The organism is Dechloromonas sp. ARDL1 (genome assembly GCF_051122455.1).
In the GTDB taxonomy this organism is placed as follows: Bacteria; Pseudomonadota; Gammaproteobacteria; order Burkholderiales; family Rhodocyclaceae; genus Azonexus.
Genome location: NZ_CP168939.1, coordinates 1168813 through 1188397, shown reverse-complemented (window position 1 = coordinate 1188397; position 19585 = coordinate 1168813). Strand labels below are relative to the sequence as shown.

Below are 19585 nucleotides of genomic sequence, written 5' to 3'. Positions count from 1 at the left end.
TTTCGTAAGGCGAAGCGGATTTTCGGTCGTTCGCACGTGTTTTACAGGGATTCCGAGGTGTTTTCCTATCATATTGCCCCCAGCGGACGGATTGCTCCCAAGGAGCGCATGCGCGTCAGGTTGTAGGCGGCCATGGTCAGCACGAACAACTGATCGACCTTCTCCAGTCCGCGCACCATCACCTGGCGTATCGGCCCAATGAACTTGGCCCAGCCGAATCCCTGTTCGATGAGTTTGCGCTTTTGCTGGGAGATCGCGTAACCGTCACTGCCGGCAATGTCGTCCGGCACGGCAGAACGGCGATGGCTGGTGTTCTGCGCCACATGGGGAATGACATTCAGTTCGATGAGTGCCGCAATGAATTCCTGGGCATCGTAGCCCTTGTCCGCGCCGAGGGTGATTTCAGCCGTTTCGCCGGCGACTTGGCGGGCATCGGCGATCAGGGCCTTGGCAACTTCCCGCTCGGCATAGCCATCGGCCGTGGTCACGACCGCACTGGCAATGAGTCCGTGGCGGTTGTCGCTCAAGGTGTGTCCCATGTAGCGCAACTCACTGGCGGTATTGCCCTTGCGGTACAGTCGGGCATCCGGGTCGGTACGTGAGGCGTGGGTGTCATTGCTGCGTGACTGGCCCTTGAAATTGCCGCCGCCTTCATCATCTCCGCCGTCCTTGCGCAGGAAACTCTTGTGTCCCGCCCAAGCCTGGATGAGCGTGCCGTCGACACTGAAATGTTCGCCTGATAGCCAGTTCTGCTTCTCGGCAATGGCCAGTACCGCATTGAAGAGTTCGATCACGGCATCGTGGGCAATCAGGCGTTCGCGATTCTTGGTGAAGACGGTGGGCACCCAGACTGCATCGTCCATCGATAGGCCGATGAACCAGCGAAAGAGCAGGTTGTACTGGGTCTGCTCCATCAATTGCCGTTCCGAGCGAATGCTGTAGAAGATTTGCAGCAGCATGGCACGCAGGAGTTTCTCCGGGGCAATGCTGGGGCGACCGCCTTTGACGTCGGCGGCATACATGCCGCTGAGCAGGGGTTCGATATCCTTGAGCGCCCGATTCACCATCGCCCGGATCGGCCGCAACGGGTGCTGCGCCGGCACAAAGTCGTCCAGGCGACGCATCGTAAACAAACTCTCGGTGAAGGTGTCGGCTCCGCGCATGATCCGCTTTGTGCTCTCGGTAATCTCGGTGAATCTCTATAACGATCAAACCCGCTGTTTCGTCGACAGGATGGGGAAGTATTTCAGCAGCCTGCTAGGCGGTGCAGGAGATGACGAGATTTCCGGCGATGCTTCATACCTTGACGAGGCGCAGCACGGAGATGACTTTCTCGATGGAGGAGAGGGCAACGACTCGTTATTTGGAAATGGGGGCAATGATGTCCTGTATGGCGGCGCCGGTGATGACATGCTTAGTGCCGATGATGGCAATACAGCGGATGGTGAGGATTACCTGGACGGCGAGGATGGCGCAGACCAGCTATTTGGTGGCGGAGGGGACGACGTTCTTTTTGGCGGAGCAGGCGACGACCAATTGATGGGCGATAACAGCAACACCTTGGTCGAACTGCTGGGTGATGATTATCTGGATGGTGAAGAAGGCGATGACCTGCTCAACGGTGCGGGCGGTAGCGATACACTGCTTGGCGGTAGCGGTAACGACCAACTCTGGGGGGATGATACCGATGCGCCGCCCGACAAGCAGGGTGATGACTACTTGGATGGAGGGGATGGCAACGACACCTTGATAGGCGGCGGTGGCGCCGATACCTTGATTGGCGGTGCCGGCATTGATCAACTCTTTGGCGAGGCCGATGATACGCCCGAAGCTGCCCAAGGGAACGACTATCTTGATGGTGGCGAAGGCGACGACATGCTGGCAGGTGGCGGCGGAGCCGATACCTTGCTGGGTGGCGATGGCAACGATCAGTTGTATGGGGACGACCAGACAACCCCGACATCGAAACTAGGAGACGATTACCTTGATGGCGGCCTTGGCAACGATCTGCTGGTCGGCGCAGGGGGCAACGATACGCTTATCGGTGGTGATGGCGATGACCAGTTACATGGCGATTCTTCCGATACCCCGCTGGAATTCCAGGGCAATGACATTCTTGATGGCGGAGCAGGAAATGACGTTTTAACGGGCTATGCCGGCAACGATGTTCTCGATGGCGGCGATGGTAACGACAGCCTCTATGGTGGCGATGGTGACGATGTCCTCATTGGCGGAGCCGGTAACGATTTCCTCAGTTCCGGTAAAGGCAACGACACCTTGGATGGCGGTGAAGGCAATGACACCTACGTTATTGACTTGGGGAGTGGAGCAAAACACATCCAGGATAGTGCCGGTTCAAACATGCTGATTCTCCAGGGGGGAATCAACCTGAACATGATTCATCTGGGGTTGGGTTCCCTGAAAATCAGCACCGGCGTTGCTGGAGATGAAATCCACTTGGATGGCGTGGATTATGACAACCTTGCCGGAACATCCCCCATCAGCTCGATCCAATTCTCGAACGGACAGACGATGAGCGTTGCCGACGTCATTGCAGCCGTTGGTATCGACCTACCAACGACGCCTGACGCCGACACGGTTCAAGGCACTTCTGGGCGAGATAACATCGATGCGCTTGCCGGCGACGATACCGTCAGTGCAGGTGCGGGCGATGATCGCGTCACGCTGGGTGCTGGGAATGATGTTGCCGATGCGGGCGATGGCAATGATCTGGTAACTGGCGACGACGGTGACGACACCGTATATGGCGGAGCCGGCAATGATTCGGTAACCGGCGGTGCTGGCATGGATACCCTGTATGGAGATGCCGGTAACGATACGCTCGACGGTGGCGCGGACAATGATGTGTTGGACGGCGGCGATGGCAACGATCTCCTTGCCGGTGGGAGCGGAGACGACACACTGTCAGGCGCCCTCGGAGACGACTCGCTAACCGGCGGCGCAGGAAACGATGTTCTGGCTGGCGGCGGTGGTACCGATTTATTGGATGGAGGCGCTGGGGCCGACCAGATGGCAGGCGGTAGCGGTGATGACACCTACCTTGTCGACGATCTTGCTGATCAGGTTACGGAGGTGGTCGCCGAAGGCTACGATACGGTGCGCAGCGCAAAGAGCTTCACCCTGAGTGCCAATGTCGAAGCGCTAATCCTGGAGAACGATCCCAGTGCTCTGACCGGAACCGGAAATGAGTTGGACAACGCACTAACCGGTAACGCCAACAACAACACCTTGCTGGGCTTGGCTGGGAACGATTCTCTGATTGGCGGCGCAGGCAACGATCTGTTGGATGGCGGAACGGGCATTGATACGCTAGTCGGCGGCAGCGGTGATGACATCTATGTAGTCGACACCACCGGCGACTTGATCACAGAGCTTTCAGCAGAAGGTAATGATACGGTTCTGGCGAGTGCCGACTACGCGTTGAGTACCAATATTGAGAGCTTGACCCTGTCGGGGCTTGCGCTTGTCGGTACGGGTAACGATCAGGGCAACACCATTACCGGAAACGGGCAGGACAACGTCCTGGATGGGCGAGGTGGTAACGATGTGCTGATCGGCGGTGCCGGTAATGACCGTTTGATCGGCGGTTCAGGTTCGGATGCCATGACTGGCGGAACGGGTGATGACATCTACGAGGTTGATGACATTGCAGATAGCGTCACCGAGTCGGCGAATGAAGGATTGGATACCGTTCAGAGTTCGGTCTCCTATGTTCTGGGGGAAAATCTGGAAAACCTGACGCTCACAGGCAACTTCGACACGAATGCGACGGGTAACTCTCTAAACAACGTGATAACCGGAAACAGTGGTAACAACCGCCTGGATGGTGGGTTGGGTGCCGATGTGATGACCGGTGGTGACGGTAATGATGTTTACGTTCTAGATAATGCGGGGGATCAGGTCGTCGAGTTGGCGAATGGCGGTATCGATACGGTGGAGGTTGGCACCAGTTACTCGGCAGGAAACAATATCGAAAATATCCACTTAACCGGAACCAGCAATATCGACGCAATCGGCGATGGCGGCGACAACGAACTGATTGGTAATTCCGGCAACAACCGGCTTGATGGTGGGGCTGGCGATGACTGGATGTCTGGTGGAGCGGGAAACGACACTTACTACACCGATACTCAAAACGACCAGATCAACGAGTCTTTTGACGAAGGCCTCGATACCGAGATTCGCAGCTTCGAATCCTATTACCTGCTCGCCAACGGTGTCGAGAACCTGACCTTGACCGGTACCATCTATCGCGGCAACGGCAATGAACTGGACAACGTCATTACCGGCAACGATGCAGACAACAATCTGTGGGGCATGGCCGGTAATGACACGCTGATCGGTGGCGGCGGTAATGATGCGATGTTTGGTGATGTTGGCCAGGATACGATGATTGGTGGCGCTGGCGACGACTACTACGAGATCGACGATGCCGGTGACGTCATTGTCGAAAATGCCAACGAAGGCTACGAAATGGTGCGCTCCACGGTCAGTTGGACCCTGGGGGCCAATCTCGAACGCCTGGCGGTCGATGGCGATGCCGATCTGTCGGCGACTGGTAACGCAATGGACAACGGTCTGTGGGGCAACGTCGGCAACAACGTGCTGACCGGCGGCCTGGGCAACGACTACTTGTCGGGTGACCTCGGCAACGACACCTATGTCTTCAACCGGGGCGATGGCCAGGACTCGATCGATACCACGGATATCCTAAGCGCTTCCGATACCCTGCGTTTCGGTGCGGGCATTACCGCCAACGACGTGCTGGCCTTCCAGTACGGCACGAACATGTTCCTGAAGATCAAGGGAACCAACGACCAGATCGGCTTCATCGACTACTACGGCGCTTCGACGACCATCGACGGCATGGCAGCTGATCAAAAGATCGATCGGGTGGAATTTGCCGATGGCACGGTCTGGGATCAGGCTATGATCCAGACCGTGGTCGACCGGGCCAACAACAACCATTCGCCGACGGTTAATAGCTACTTGCCGACCTTGCAGGCCAAAGCCGGCACTTCGTTCAGCTACACCGTGCCGGCCAATACTATTACCGATCCGGATGTTTGGGACTCGATCACCTACAGCATCAAGATGCCGGATGGTTCCGCTGTGCCTGCCTGGCTGCATTTTGACTCGGCCACCGGCATCATGTCCGGTACGCCGGGCGCAGGCGATGTCGGTACGTTGCAGTTCATCCTGTGGGGAACCGACAACTACAACTACTCGGCCGGCGAGTACGTCAATATGACCATCGGTGCGCCGAACCGGACGCCAACCCTAGTGACCGCGCTGGCCGATCAGGCAGCCGCCCAAGGCGCCAGTTTCAGCTATACCGTTCCCTCGGGGGCCTTCACCGATCCGGACGGCGATACGTTGGCCTATTCAGCCACCTTGGCAGACGGCACTGCGCTGCCATCCTGGCTGACCTTCAACGCCTCTACCCGGACCTTCAGCGGCACGCCCAGCGCTTTGGGTACGGTTAGCGTCAAGGTGACGGCGAAGGACGGTGGCAATTTGAGCGCGACGGACATATTCGACATCACGGTCAGCGTCCAGAACCTGACCCTCAATGGCACGACCGGGAACGATACGCTGACCGGTGGCGCAGGGAACGACACCCTGAACGGTCAAGCGGGCAACGACACTCTGAATGGCGGTGCCGGCAACGACACGCTCAACGGGGGAACGGGTAACGATACGATGGTCGGCGGATTGGGCGACGATACCTATGTCGTCGACAGCGCAACCGACGTCGTGACCGAAGCGGCCAATGAGGGTACCGATCTCGTTCAATCCAGTGTGACCTACACCCTTGCCAACAACGTCGAGAATCTAACACTGACCGGCACCACGGCCATCAACGGTACCGGCAATTCGTTGAACAACGTCCTGACCGGCAACTCGGCCGCCAATACGCTGACCGGCGGGGCCGGGAATGACACGCTGGACGGCGGTGCCGGTAACGATACGATGGTCGGTGGCCTGGGGGATGACACCTACGTTGTCGACAGTACCTCAGATATCGTCACCGAGAACGCCAGCGAAGGCACCGACACCGTCCGCAGTTCTGTCACCTTGACCCTCGCCAACAACGTCGAGAATCTGGTTCTGACCGGAACGACGGCAATCAACGGCACAGGCAACACGCAGAACAACATCATCACAGGCAACATTGCGGCCAATACGCTGTCCGGCGGCACCGGAGCGGATACGATGATTGGCGGGGCCGGCAACGATACCTACGTTGTCGATAACACGGGTGATGTCGTCACCGAGAATGCCAACGAAGGCACGGATCTCGTCCAGACTGGTGTGACCTATACGCTCTCTGCCAACGTCGAGAACCTCACGCTGACCGGCACGGCCGCGATCAATGGGACGGGTAATACGCTGGACAACGTTCTGACCGGGAATACGGCGGCCAACACCCTGACCGGCGGCGCGGGCAACGACACGCTGAACGGTGGCACTGGCGCGGATACGATGGTTGGTGGTGCCGGCAACGATACCTACGTTGTCGACAACGCCAGCGATGTCGTCACCGAACTGGTCGGCGAAGGTACCGACCTCGTCCAGTCCAGCGTGACCTATACGCTCTCGGCCAACGTCGAGAATCTGACGCTCACCGGTACGACGGCCATCAATGGTACTGGCAATGCCTTGGACAACATCCTGATCGGCAACAGCGCCAACAATACCCTGACGGGTGGCGACGGCAATGACACGATTGATGGCGGTACCGGCAACGACACGATGGTGGGCGGTCTGGGCGACGACACCTATGTGGTCAACGTCAGCACCGATGTGGTCACTGAAGCGACCAGCGCTGGCAATGACACTATCCAATCTGGCGTGACGCTGACCTTGACGACCAACGTCGAGAACTTGGTCCTGACGGGTACGACGGCGATCAACGGTACCGGTAACACGCTGAACAACCTGGTACGCGGCAACACAGCCATCAATACGTTGAACGGCGGCACCGGCAATGACATCCTCGAAGGTGGCGACGGGAACGATATCTTGACCGACACCTCCGGAACGGCATTGTTCAACGGCGGTGTGGGCGCCGACACGATCACCGGTGGCGCGGGAGCCGAAGTCTTTCTTGGCGGACTGGGCAACGACACCTACACCACGGCCGGTGGCAACGACATCATCCTGTTCAACAAGGGCGACGGCCAGGACACCTTTGCGACCGGTGGCACAGGCAGCGATACGCTGTCGTTGGGCGGCAGTGGCTTGACCTATACTGACCTGACCTTCAGCAAATCGACCAACGACTTGGTGCTCAAGGTCGGCACGACCGACCAGATCACATTCAAGGACTGGTATGCCGCTACGCCGTCGAAACCGGTGACCCGCCTGCAGGTGATGGCCGAAGCCATGGCTGGCTTTGTGCAGGGTGGCAGCAACCCGTTGCTGGACCAGAAGGTGGAGAACTTCAATTTCACCAGCCTGGTCGGTGCCTTCGATGCGGCGCGTACTGCCAATCCGAGTCTGACCAGTTGGGCGCTGACCAACGCCCTAACCAACTTCCAGTTGGCCGGGTCGGATACGGCAGCCATGGGAGGCGATCTCGCCTACCAGTACGGCAAGAACGGCACCCTGGCCGGTATCGGTGTTACGCCAGCATTAAGTACGCTCTCCGATACCAATCTGGGTACCAACCCACAGGCGCTCAATTCGCTCGCAAGCCTGCAAACCGGTATCGTTCGCCTGTCATAAAGGCGAGACTCTGATCTGTGCGGTGGTGCGATCCCACCGCACAGAGAGGTGGTTCCGCGAATCCGGACATCGAGTTAAGTGAAATCTCTGCTTCAATGGGCGATGGAAATCGCCTGCCTAGGAGCAGAAGCAATGAGAAGACCCCGCCGTAACCACACAGCCGCCTTCAAGGCCAAAGTGGCGATTGCCGCCCTCAAGGGCGATGAGACGCTGGCTGCGTTAGCAGAGAAGTTTGACGTTCATCCGAATCAGATTACGCAATGGAAGACACAATTGCTCGAGAACGCCTCGGGTGTCTTTGCGACGGCTGCCGAGAAGCAGGCGGCCACGCCGGACCTGAAGGATTTGCATGCAAAGATAGGCCAGCAGGCGTTGGAGATTGATTTTTTGGCCGTCGCGCTCGGTCGCATCGGCGATGCGAGCGCAAAACGATGATCGACAAGGCCCACGATCTGCCTGTCGTCAGGCAAGTCCAGTTACTTGAGCTTTCGCGTTCTTCTGTCTATTACCAGCCGCAGCCCACATCCGAAATCGATTTGATGCTGATGCGGCGGATTGATGAACTGCACCTGGAGCATCCCTTTGCCGGTGCGCGGATGTTGCGCGATATGCTCAAGCTCGAAGGCCATGAAATCGGTCGCAAACATGTCGGTACGCTGATGAAGAAGCTCGATATCCAGGCCATCTACCGCAAGGCCAACACCAGTCGGCGCAACCAGGCACACCGCATCTATCCCTACCTGCTGCGCGGCCTTGCCATCGAGCGTCCGAATCAGGTCTGGGCCATGGATACGACCTACATCCCGATGCGCCGGGGCTTCGTCTATCTGAGCGCGGTGCTTGATTGGGCAACCCGTCGGGTGCTGAGTTGGCGCCTGTCGAACAGCCTGACGGCTGATCCCTGCGTCGATGCTCTGGAAGAGGCCATCATGAAGTATGGCCGACCGGAAATCATGAACACAGACCAGGGCAGCCAATTCACCAGTTCGGCCTTCATTGGCTTGCTTCAGGAGCACAGCATTCAGGTCAGCATGGATGGCAAGGGCTGCTGGCGCGATAACGTATTCGTCGAACGCCTCTGGAAATCGGTCAAGTACGAGGAGATTTACCTGCACGGCTACGACACCGTTTCCGAGGTCCGACAGGCGCTGGCCCGCTACTTCGATTTTTACAATCGTCGTCGCCCGCACTCAACGCTTGACGGGCAAACCCCGGATACGGCTTACTTCAACCAGCCGCTGCTCGCCGCAGCGGCTTAACCCGCAGAGAACTCACTTAAGAAAACCAAATTTCTGTCCAACTGCGCGGGGCCACCTCTCAGGTTGATGCGCTCAACCATCCTATGAACATGCTATTTCCCAAGGCGGAAGCCAATCCGCTCGATTTCTCTCCGCCCCTCCTGCGCCTGCAGGAAGCACCGCCAAATCCACTGGGCCGCAAAGTGCTGTGGGGCTTGCTCGTCTTATTGCTGGCGCTGCTCCTCTGGGCGCTGATCGGCAAACTCGACATCGTTGCCGTGGCCGAGGGGAAGTTGATTCCCGAAAGCTACGTCAAGATCGTCCAGCCGGCCGAATCCGGTATCGTGAAGGACATCCTAGTCAAGGAAGGGCAAAGCGTCCAGGCAGGCCAGGTGCTTATGCGCATGGATACGTTGATTAGCGAAGCCGACAGCAAATCCATCGATGCCGACTACCAGCGCAAGCGCCTCGCCTTGCGCCGTATCGAAGCCGAATTGGCCGGACAACCGTTCAAGACCCTGGCCGACGACCCGCCACAACTCGCCCAGGAAATCGCCGCCCAATACCGAGCCAACCGCAGCGCCCTCGAAGCAGCCTTGGCCGAAGAACGCTCGCGCCTGATCAAGGCCAAGCAGGACATGGCGGCCGCCGAACAGGTCAAGAAGAAACTTGAGGAAGTGCTGCCACATTACCGCAACCAGGACCAGGCTTATGAGAAGTTGGTCAAGGACGGTTTTGCCGGCTCCCTAATGGGCAGTGACAAGAAGCGCGAACGCCTGGAAAAAGAACAGGAACTGCAAACCCAGGGCTTCCTGATCGAATCGGCCAAGGCCACTATCCTTCAGTCAGAAAAGAAACTTACCCAAATTGATTCCGACTACCGGCGACAACTGCACGCCGAGCGTAACGACATCCAAGGGCAATTCGACAAACTGGCGCAGGAAGTGGCCAAACAAAGCCATAAGCAGAGCCTGCTGGAACTGAAAGCGCCGCAGGACGGCGTCGTGAAGGATCTGGCCACCCATACGGCCGGCACTGTGGTTCAACCGGGTACCATCCTGCTGACCCTAGTGCCCAAGGATGAAATCCTGCGCGCCGAGGTCTGGGTCTCCAACGAAGACATCGGCTTCGTCCGCGAAGGCCAACCGGTAAAACTCAAGTTTGCCGCTTTCCCCTTCCAGAAGTACGGCATGATCGAAGGCACAGTCGAGCATGTCAGCGCCGACGCGGCGGACAGCAATACGGCAAATGCCAGCCAGAATGACCAGAACAAGAAAGCTCAGCCCTTGCTTTACAAGGCGCTGGTTCGCCTGAAGGACATGGCGCTGGCCATGGACGGGCAGCACTTTGCGCTATCGGCCGGCATGCAGACGAATGCGGAAATCTGGCTGGGTGACCGGACGGTGATGGAGTACCTGCTGTCACCGGTCAGGAAGGCCTGGCACGAAGCGGCCAGAGAACGGTAAGCGCATCTACCTGCCGCGCTGCGCTTGCCGCCTGGCTCGTTTGGCTTCGCCAATCCGAGACCACGGGGCGTTCGGATTAAATCGGATATAGATATCCAGATGGTGGTGTTGACGCTCGTTGAAAACTGACCAGAAAAGTGGGGGTGTGCGCGCTGAAAATTGACCAGGGTGATTAACTCGTCCGCTCATTTTTTGAGCAGGATTTTAGGAGATGATCACCATGAAGGATCTGGGAAGGATTCGGCGGTTGTTTTATCGGGATGGCCTATCGCTGTCCGAGATTTCGCGGAAGACGGGGTATAGCCGGAACACCGTCAAACGTTGGTTACGGACACCGGAAGGGGCGGAGCCGAAGTACGAACGGCAGAACCCGAACATCAAGATTGCCCCGTATGCGGCGCGCCTGATCAAGGCACTGGAGGCGGATGCCCGCCGTCCGAAACGGGATCGGCGCACAGCACTGAAACTGTTTGGCGAATTGCAGGCCGCCGGATTCACCGGTACCTACTGCCGGGTCACCGAATTCATCCGGCGCTGGCGGGCCGATGGCGGTGCAGCCGTCAGTAAAGCCTTCGTTCCGCTCCACTTCGAGTTGGGCGAAGCCTTCCAGTTCGACTGGAGCGAAGAGCATCTGGTCATTGGCGGGGTCTGGCGCAAGATTCTCGCCTCACATCTGAAACTCTGCGCCAGTCGGGCCTTTGTCGTTCAAGCCTATCCGACGCAAGGTCACGAGATGCTGTTCGATGCCCATACCCGCTCGTTTGCGGCGCTGGGTGGCATTCCCCGGCGCGGCATCTACGACAATATGAAGACGGCCGTGGATAAGGTGCAGAAAGGCAAATCCCGCATCGTCAATTCGCGCTTCTCGGCGATGGCCTCCCACTACCTGTTTGATCCGGATTTCTGCAATGTCGCCAGCGGCTGGGAGAAAGGCGTCGTCGAGAAGAACGTCCAGGATAGTCGGCTCCGTCTCTGGCAGGATGCCGGCAAGGAGCGATTCAGTTCATTCACCGAACTGAACGTCTGGCTGCTCGAGCGCTGCCGGGGGCTGTGGCAGGAATTGCGTCATCCCGAGTACGCTGACCTGACAGTGGCCGAGATGCTCGAACACGAACAACCGAGCCTGATGCCGATGGTCGCATCCTTCGATGGCTACGTCGAAACCTTGGGCAAGGTATCGAGCACCTGCCTGGTGACGCTGGATCGCAACCGCTACTCGGTACCGTGCGAACTGGTGGGCCAAGCCGTCAGCCTGCGTCTTTATCCGGAACGGATCGACATTGTGGCGCACGATACTCGGGTGGCCAGTCATCCCCGCAACTTCAGTCGGCAGCAAACCCTCTACGACTGGCAGCACTACATCCCGCTGATCGAACGCAAGCCAGGGGCCTTGAGAAATGGCGCGCCGTTTGCCGACATGCCGGAGCCATTGCAACGATTACGCAGCTTGCTCCTGCGCCGGGAAGGTGGTGATCGGGTGATGGCCAAAGTGCTATCGGCAATTTCGCAGTTTGATCTGGAAGCGGTGCTGGTTGCCGTCGATCTGGTGCTGGAGTCCGGCCTACCCAGTGCCGAGCACATCGAGAACATGCTCAACCGCCTGAAGTCGGGTCCCATGCCGCCACCGGTGGAAACGCCACTCACCCTCAGCGAAGTACCGATTGCCGATACCGGCCGCTATGACCGCTTGCGTACCGAGGTGACTGATCATGCGTGAGCTGATGAGCGAGTTCAAGGAACTGCGTTTGCACGGCATGGCCGGTGCCTGGGAGGAGCTGACAGCCAACGGTAGCAGCCGTGTCGAAGCCTCACGTTGGCTGATCGAACATCTACTGCAAGCCGAGCATACTGATCGAGTGATGCGTTCGATTGGCTATCAGATGCATGCGGCCCGCTTCCCGGTACATCGTGATCTGGCCGGATTCGACTTCGAACAATCGAAGGTGGATCAGAAGCTGATCCGGCAACTGGCCGACCTCTCCTTTGCCGAGGAAGCCCAGAACGTCGTGTTCATTGGTGGCACGGGCACTGGCAAGACCCACCTCGCGACGGCGCTGGGTGTCTCGGGCATTACCCATCACAGCAAGCGGGTGCGTTTCTTCTCGACGGTTGATCTGGTCAATGCGCTGGAACAGGAGAAGGCTGCTGGCAAAGCCGGGCGGATTGCCTTGGGGCTGCTGCGCATGGATCTGGTCATCCTCGATGAGTTGGGCTATTTGCCGTTCAGTCAGGCCGGTGGCGCCTTGCTGTTCCACTTGCTGTCGAAACTCTACGAGCACACCAGTGTGATGATCACGACCAATCTGACCTTCGCCGAATGGCCGAGCGTCTTTGGCGATGCCAAGATGACCACTGCCTTGCTCGACCGGCTGACGCATCACTGCCATATCGTCGAGACCGGGAATGAGTCGTTTCGCTTCCGGCACAGCACGGCAACGGCCAAGTCGAGGATCAAGGCGCGGGAGCAGAGCAAGCGGGGAAATCCACCCGAAGCAGATCCGTTCTGATCGAGGCCGCGTTGGGAAATCCGTTCCGGACTCCGTCCTCCACGGCTTTCCCAACGCATTCGTCGTGGCTCGGAAATCAGTTGTTCTGAGCTACACTTATCCACAAGCCCACCTATGTCAGGTGGCTATCACACCTGGTCAAAATTCAACGCGCACAGGTGGTCAAATTTAAACGCGCGCCGACACAGATGGTGGTTCAAATGCATCTGGTCAGGTCCGATGCGATTGCCTGGTCAACCTGAAAGAGAAAGGGTGGTCTGGTCAACGCGATTCTGCACCGACCAAGCAAAAGCGAGAAAAGCCATACCCGTACCGTTAAACAGTGCGGCAATGGAGATTATTGGCCGATGCCACGGAAAGCACCTAACGCACGTTTTCAGCTACCAGGGGAAGCCGGTGATTCAAGTCAGTACCAAAGCTTGGTACGCTGCATTAAAGCGGGCCGGAATCACCGATTTCCGTTGGCACGATCTTCGTCATACCTGGGCAAGCTGGCACGTACAACACGGTACGCCGCTATTCGCCTTGCAGGAAATGGGTGGATGGGAAAGCCCGGACATGGTGCGGCGGTATGCGCACCTCGCAGCCGACCATCTGAGTCCTTACGCGGAACGCTTATGCTCAACCTGAGCTTTCCGGGCAGTTACGACACAAATCTGCCACAGAAAGCAAAACGGCCAATCAATGATTGGCCGAAATGCAGGACTGTTGGCGCGCCCGGAGCGATTCGAACGCCCGACCCTCTGGTTCGTAGCCAGATACTCTATCCAACTGAGCTACGGGCGCGCTGACAGAGCGGCGCATTATACGTGGCCAGGCGTAGAATGCAAGGGTTTTCCGGAAAAAAGCCGATGTCCACGATTTCAGTCCGAATGCCGAAGTACCCCGAATGCTGGTCGAGTTGCGGCTCGTGCGCTAGCGGCGACGTGTTCATTCTGGAATTACTGGTCAAGGTTGGTGAAGAAGTGCAGCGTGACGACAACATCCTGACACTGGAAACCGGCAAGGTAGCGCTGGACATCCCCACTCCCTACGCCGGTCGCGTCGTGGCGATTCATGTTACAGAGGGCGATACGGTCGATGAGGGCGCACCGCTGATAACGCTGGAAACCACCTGAACAACGCTACCAACCACCCCGCCTCGCCCTCTTTCTTCACTTTGGGAGGTCGACCTCCATGGCGTTGCGCACTTCACGCACGCCCCGCACGCCGCTGGCCAGATCGAGCGCCCGGCGAAGCGAGTGTTCGTCGGGCACTGTACCAGCCACGGTGATCACCGCCGCCTTGGCGGAAACCCGTATTTTCGAACCGGCAAGGCCGATGTCGGTACGCAACACCGTTTCGACTCTCTCCCCCAGCGCGGCATCCTGTGCTTCGTTATTGGCCACCATGGCGGCGAGCACTTGCGGATCTTCGGTCGCGGCAGATGACAGGCCGAGCCCGACGAAGGTAGCGGCAGCGACCAAGGCGACGACAAAAAAATTGGATTTGAGCATGTTGTTTCCCTTCTTGTAGTGTGTGCTCAGTCCTATTGCGATCTTCGTGCCAGAAGAAAATTTTTCAATAAATTCAACAAGAAAAACCTTATTCAGCAGCAACGAACCACATCTAACGTCGTGCGCTGGCGACATGCAGTCGCCCGGTGCTTTCGCTCGAAAACACCGGGGCAGCGAAATCAGCGCTCGAGCAGCGGCCCGCCTTCGCTGCGGAACATGGCCGGGGTCAGGTCGTGCTTTTGCAACAGGCGATAGAACTCTGTCCGGTTGCGTTCGGCAATCCGGGCGGCATCGGCCACGTTGCCGTCGGTGAGCTTGAGCAGCTGGACGAGGTAGTTACGTTCGAAACGCTGCTTGGCATCGGCGTAGGTCAAGGCATCCATGGCCGGTACGCGCAGGGCGCGCTGGACCAGTGCGGCGGGGATCAGCGGCGTCGAGGTCAGCGCGCAACTCTGCTCGACGACGTTGAACAACTGCCGGACGTTGCCCGGCCATGAGGCCGTCGCCAGCGCCTCCAGCGCATCCGGTGCGAAACCGTTGATCGGCTTGCCATATTTGACGGCAAGCAGGCCGGCGAAATGGGTGGCGAGCAGCGGGATATCCTCGCGCCGCTCGTCCAGCCTCGGCAGGGTCAGCGACACGACATCGAGCCGGTAGTAGAGGTCTTCACGGAACTGTCCTTCGGCCATGGCGGCGTCGAGGTCGCGATGGGTGGCGGAAAGCAGGCGAACATCAACCGGTTCAGCCTTGGTCGTGCCAACCGGCCGCACGACACGTTCCTGCAGCACGCGCAGCAGTTTGACCTGGAGCGCCAGCGGCATGTCGCCGATTTCGTCGAGAAAGAGCGTGCCGCCATTGGCGGTCTGAAACAAGCCGACACGGCTGGTGGCGGCGCCGGTGAAGGCACCCTTGGCGTGGCCGAAGAGTTCGGATTCGAGTAATTGCTCGGGAATGGCGCCGCAATTGATGGCGACGAAAGGCCCCTTGGCGCGCGGGCTGGCGCGATGGATGGCGCGCGCCAGGACTTCCTTGCCGGAACCGCTTTCGCCGCGGATCAGCACGCTGGCATCGGAAGCCGCAACCATGCGCGCATCGGCCATCAGTGCTGCCATGCGGCTGCTGCGGAAGATGACGCCCTCCATCCATGCGTCGCCGCCTTCCGCAACCGTGGCTTCTTCGTCGCCGCTGGGCAGGCTGGGCTCCGATAACTGCAGGGCACGGTCGATTTTTTCGAGCAGTATCTGGCTATCGAAAGGCTTGGTCAAATAACCGAAAACGCCACGCGAGGTGGCATCGACGGCATCGGGAATATTGCCGTGGGCGGTAAGCAGGATGACCGGCAGGGTCGGCCGCGTGCGGCGGATTTCCTCGAACAGCGCGAGACCGTCCTGCCCCGGCAGACGCACATCGCTGACCACGACACGCGGGGAATCTACTGCAATGCGAGCCAACGCCTGTTCGGCCGAACCAACCGCCGTCACCCGAAAGCCACGCGCCTTCAGGCGCATGGTGAGCAAACGCAGGATATCCTCGTCGTCATCCACGACCAGCACATGGGCGCCCTCGCCTCGCAGTACCGGCCTCATCGCTTGCCCCCTTCAGGCTTGCCCGAACGCGGACGGGGCGTCAGGGTGCGCTCGATGTCGGCCAGACTATCGAGCTTGTCCTGCAATTCACCGACCTTGCGCTGGCTATCCTTCAATTGCTGCCCCTGCCGGTCGAGCTGGTTCTCTAGTTTCAGGCGCTCGAGATAATTGTCGGCGACCTGCCGGGCCAGCGGCTGGAACGGGACGGCCGACGGGTCGCTGGACTTGAGCACACTGTCGAGTAATGCCAAGCCCTTGGCCAGATCCTGCTGCACACGCGGATGACCGAGCAACATGGCCATGCGGAGCTGGGTATAGGGTGTTTGCGGAACAGCCACCAATATCATGCGCTCTCGGCCGAGTTCAGCCGATGTCATTCTGGCGAGGCCTTGGTAGTAGATGAGTGCCGCTTCCGGCGTGGTTTCATCGTTCCGCACGGGTTTTTTGGCGGTTGGCAGCGCCGTACACGCTGTCAGCATGGCCGCCAGCAGCAGGCCGCACAGCCCACGATGAAGAAAATTTTTTTTACTGCTCATCAGGTATTTCCACGCAAAAATGGGCGCCGCTTTCCTGCGGCACCAGATAAACCCTGCCCCCCATGGCGCGCACCAGCTCACGCACGATGGAGAGGCCAACCCCGCTGCCCTGGCGTGGCGCCGGCGCCACGCGCTGCCCCTGAACGAACGGATCGAAGATTCTTTGCCTGTCCTCCTCGGCCACGCCCGGCCCCTGGTCGATGCACTCGAAGCGGCACAGGCCGTCGATACGGCTGACGACCATACGGATTTCACCGCCATCCGGACTGAAGTCAATGGCATTGGACAGCAGGTTGTCGAGAACCACAGCCATCTTCTCGGCATCCAGCATCACCATCTGGTCCGGTGCCTCGACCACAACCCTGAGCTGGCGCGCCTGGCTGTGCAACTCCCGACGCTGAACCACGCCGGCCAGCAGTTTTTTCGGTTTGATTGGCGCCAATTGCAGGCGCCGTGCGTCGAAGGCTGCTGCATTCAGCGTCAGCAGGCTTTCGATCTGCTCCTGCAGCACGCGCACGTTATGCTGCAGGATATCGACCACCTCGCGCTGCGCTCCATCGAGCGGCCCGGGAACCTCCTCGCGCAACAGCGAAACGCCCTCCTTCAGGGCTGTGAGCGGGGTCTTGAGTTCGTGCGATACGTGGCGCAGGGCCCGCTCGCGGTCGGCCTCCAGCTCTGCCAGGCGCTGGCGCAACCAATCGAGCCGCTTGCCGAGCTGACGCAAGTCGGCCGGACCGCCGACAGTGATCGGCGCATCGAACCGGCTGGCGCCGAGGCGTACGATGGCCTGTTCGAGGTGGCGCACCGGGCGCACCAGCCACCAGCCCATAGCCAGCGCCACAAGCAGCGCCCCGAGCAGGGCCAGCCCGATGCGCCCGCCCAGCTTGAGGCGCGCCGCTTCCAGCTCATCCAGTGTTCTGCGGTTCTGTTCCTCAACCCAGCGCTGCCCCGCCTGCTTGAGCAGCCCGTTCAGCTCGGCCATGCGCGACAGAAGCGGAATGATCTCGGCCTGCGGAATATTCTGCTCCAGGCCGCTGCGCAGCGCCTCGGCCACCATGCGCCAGCCGCCGAGCAAGGGCGGCAGGGGCTCGGCAGCCATGCCGTCGAGCCGATCGACGACCGCCAGCGACTGCGCCAGATGCTCGTCGAAACGCTGGCGAAACACCGGATTATCGAGGACGAGGTATTGGCGGGCGCTACGCTCGATATCGACCGTACGCTCACCTAATTCCTGGATGGCCGCTGTCAGCAGAATGGCCTGCTCACTGCTGTTCCGGCTCTGATTGACCAGGCGTTCGACGACCAGCCAGCTTTGTATGGCAACCCCGCCCAGTAGCAGGACGATCAGCGTGAAGCCGAGCAACATGCCCTGGCGGAAGGAAATACGGTTCATTTGTGTGCTGATTTAAAAACCCCCATCCAGTTTAGCGGCCAGCCGCGCCTGCCCGGCCACCGAAATCTCCTGAAAAAGAAAAAATTTCTCCATACAAATCAGTTGATTACATTAACGTCGTATTTTAACGACAACCCCTCGCTCAAGCCTAGACGGCTTTCCGTGAAAGCCCAAAAAAACCTGTCGCCAATCGACGACACGGAAGTCGTTTTTTCATTGAATTAGCTTTAATTAAAAACGCTAATTCATTGTTTTATATTCAATTTAATAACATGGCACAGTTATCGCAATACGAAGCCGAACGATTTTTTTAAAAACCTCATCACGGGAGTTTTCATGTTCAGCAAACCGACCATCACCACCCGCAACGACAGCATCACCCGCAAGGAGGTCCGCAGCGTTCTCGGATCGGGCAGCGGCCTCGCAGGTGCGGTCCCCGAACCCAAGGTTGTCACAGAGCCCCCTGCCGCCATGGAAGAGAAATCGAGCGCCGCCGAAACCGAAGCCCCGGTCGCCGCCCGCCTCATCGTTGGCCCCGACGTCAAGCTCAAGGGTGCCGAAATTCTCGATTGCGACACGCTGGTCGTCGAGGGCCGGGTCGAAGCCACCATGGACAGCCGCGTCATCCGCATTGCCGACAAGGGCGCCTTCTCCGGCAAGGTCAGCATCGATGTGGCCGAAATTCATGGCAGTTTCGACGGCGAATTGACGGCGCGCTCACAACTGATCATCCACGCCACCGGCAAGGTCAGCGGCAAGATTCGCTATGGCAAGCTGGTCATCGACGAAGGCGGAGAACTGTGCGGCGATATCAATTCCCTCTCCTCCGAAAAACCCGCCCAGCGCTACCAGCGCGACGAACCGGTCCTGCCCCTCAGTGCAGTCGCTGGTTGATTACTTGATAAGCCCCCCATAGAATGCCCGCCATGCAAAATGCATCACTCTTTCACACCACGCTTCCCCGCCTCTTGGACACCGAGCTACTGACCGAAGAACCCGGCCCGTCCTCAGAAACGGCTGCGCCCGTTGATGCCCCGGAGTTGATCGTCGCACCCGCCGTAACCTATACCCAGCTTCGTGCCTGCGGCAGCCTGGTCCGCCGCATGTATGCCTGGCGCGGCTACCGACTCGTACCCAACCGCCTGCAACCGGCTGATCCCAATCATGTCACTATCGGCGTCTGGCTCGCTGGCGAACTGGTCGCCACGGCTACCGCTTCGCGCGACTCGGCAACGGGACTGCTGGCGGATGGCCTCTACAAGGACGAGATGGCCCGCTTGCGCGGCCAGTCGCGGGTGGTCTGCGAAGTCACTCGCCTGGCGGTCGACCTCGACTGCCACGACCCCGAACTGCTTAACGCCCTGTTCATGGCCGTTTACCAATACGTACGTGCGGTTTTTGGCGGCACCGAACTGGTCATCGAGGTCAATCCACGCCATGCCGGCTACTATCGCCGGACCATGGGTTTCCAGCAGATCGGCGGCCTGCGTACATGCCCGCGCGTCGATGCACCGGCCGTCCTGTTGCACCGTACGCTGGGCCACATCCACGACTGATCTCCTTAGCCGCCACAAGGCGGTTTTCCAGCCTTCGCCCAGCGAAGGCTGGTTA

14 protein-coding genes and 1 tRNA gene are annotated in these 19585 nt (G+C 59.1%); 9 read left to right on the top strand and 6 right to left on the bottom strand.

What is annotated here, in order from left to right:
• Positions 1-68: 68 nt before the first annotated feature.
• Positions 69-1163: an IS5 family transposase gene (locus AB6Q56_RS05810; protein WP_046535740.1), complete on the bottom strand. Its 1095-nt coding sequence runs from the start codon at positions 1161-1163 to the stop codon at positions 69-71.
• On the opposite strand from AB6Q56_RS05810, the gene AB6Q56_RS05805 reads away from it, so the two are divergent.
• From AB6Q56_RS05805 to AB6Q56_RS05780, 6 genes are all read left to right on the top strand, one after another.
• Positions 1162-7752: a putative Ig domain-containing protein gene (locus AB6Q56_RS05805; protein WP_434516151.1), complete on the top strand. Its 6591-nt coding sequence runs from the start codon at positions 1162-1164 to the stop codon at positions 7750-7752. The genes AB6Q56_RS05810 and AB6Q56_RS05805 overlap by 2 nt on opposite strands.
• Positions 7753-7884: 132 nt before the next feature.
• Positions 7885-9011 (top strand): IS3 family transposase gene (locus tag AB6Q56_RS05800; protein WP_374755713.1). Its coding sequence is split into 2 segments (ribosomal slippage): positions 7885-8143 and positions 8143-9011, totalling 1128 coding nucleotides; the frame shifts between segments, so codons are not numbered across the junction.
• Positions 9012-9100: 89 nt separating this feature from the next.
• Positions 9101-10456: an HlyD family type I secretion periplasmic adaptor subunit gene (locus AB6Q56_RS05795; protein WP_434516150.1), complete on the top strand. Its 1356-nt coding sequence runs from the start codon at positions 9101-9103 to the stop codon at positions 10454-10456.
• Positions 10457-10676: 220 nt separating this feature from the next.
• Positions 10677-12173 (top strand): IS21 family transposase, encoded by a 1497-nt coding sequence (gene istA, locus AB6Q56_RS05790; protein ID WP_434517118.1) that lies wholly within the window; start codon positions 10677-10679, stop codon positions 12171-12173.
• A complete protein-coding gene (istB, locus tag AB6Q56_RS05785; protein WP_434517117.1) occupies positions 12163-12963 on the top strand; it encodes an IS21-like element helper ATPase IstB in 801 nt (266 codons plus the stop codon). Before istA ends, istB begins: the two co-directional genes overlap by 11 nt.
• 114 nt (positions 12964-13077) lie before the next feature.
• On the top strand, positions 13078-13593 hold the full coding sequence (locus tag AB6Q56_RS05780) for a site-specific integrase (protein WP_434516149.1): 516 nt from the start codon (positions 13078-13080) through the stop codon (positions 13591-13593).
• Between the two features lie 79 nt (positions 13594-13672).
• Here the strand turns inward: AB6Q56_RS05780 and AB6Q56_RS05775 are convergent.
• Positions 13673-13749 (bottom strand) — tRNA-Arg (locus tag AB6Q56_RS05775).
• 65 nt (positions 13750-13814) lie between these two features.
• Here AB6Q56_RS05775 and AB6Q56_RS05770 point away from each other — a divergent pair.
• Positions 13815-14081 carry a biotin/lipoyl-containing protein gene (locus AB6Q56_RS05770; RefSeq protein WP_434516148.1) on the top strand — a complete coding sequence of 89 codons (267 nt, stop codon included), beginning with the start codon at positions 13815-13817 and terminating at the stop codon, positions 14079-14081.
• Between the two features lie 36 nt (positions 14082-14117).
• Here the strand turns inward: AB6Q56_RS05770 and AB6Q56_RS05765 are convergent, their stop codons facing one another.
• The 4 genes from AB6Q56_RS05765 to AB6Q56_RS05750 form a co-directional block, all read right to left on the bottom strand.
• The gene (locus tag AB6Q56_RS05765; RefSeq protein ID WP_434516147.1) at positions 14118-14459 is read right to left on the bottom strand and encodes a BON domain-containing protein; all 342 of its coding nucleotides are present in this window, start codon (positions 14457-14459) and stop codon (positions 14118-14120) included.
• A 179-nt stretch (positions 14460-14638) separates the two neighbouring features.
• Complete coding sequence (locus AB6Q56_RS05760) at positions 14639-16045, bottom strand: sigma 54-interacting transcriptional regulator (RefSeq protein ID WP_434516146.1); 1407 nt, start codon at positions 16043-16045, stop codon at positions 14639-14641.
• On the bottom strand, positions 16042-16581 hold the full coding sequence (locus tag AB6Q56_RS05755) for a permease (RefSeq protein WP_434516145.1): 540 nt from the start codon (positions 16579-16581) through the stop codon (positions 16042-16044). Before AB6Q56_RS05755 ends, AB6Q56_RS05760 begins: the two co-directional genes overlap by 4 nt.
• A complete protein-coding gene (locus AB6Q56_RS05750) occupies positions 16571-17974 on the bottom strand; it encodes a sensor histidine kinase (protein WP_434516144.1) in 1404 nt (467 codons plus the stop codon). The genes AB6Q56_RS05755 and AB6Q56_RS05750 overlap by 11 nt, the downstream gene beginning before the upstream one ends.
• Positions 17975-18310: 336 nt before the next feature.
• Here AB6Q56_RS05750 and AB6Q56_RS05745 point away from each other — a divergent pair, with 336 nt between their 5' ends.
• Positions 18311-18868, top strand: a complete 558-nt coding sequence (locus tag AB6Q56_RS05745; protein WP_434516143.1) for a bactofilin family protein — start codon at positions 18311-18313, stop codon at positions 18866-18868.
• Positions 18869-18900: 32 nt separating this feature from the next.
• Complete coding sequence (locus AB6Q56_RS05740; protein WP_434516142.1) at positions 18901-19530, top strand: N-acyl amino acid synthase FeeM domain-containing protein; 630 nt, start codon at positions 18901-18903, stop codon at positions 19528-19530.
• Positions 19531-19585: the final 55 nt, after the last annotated feature.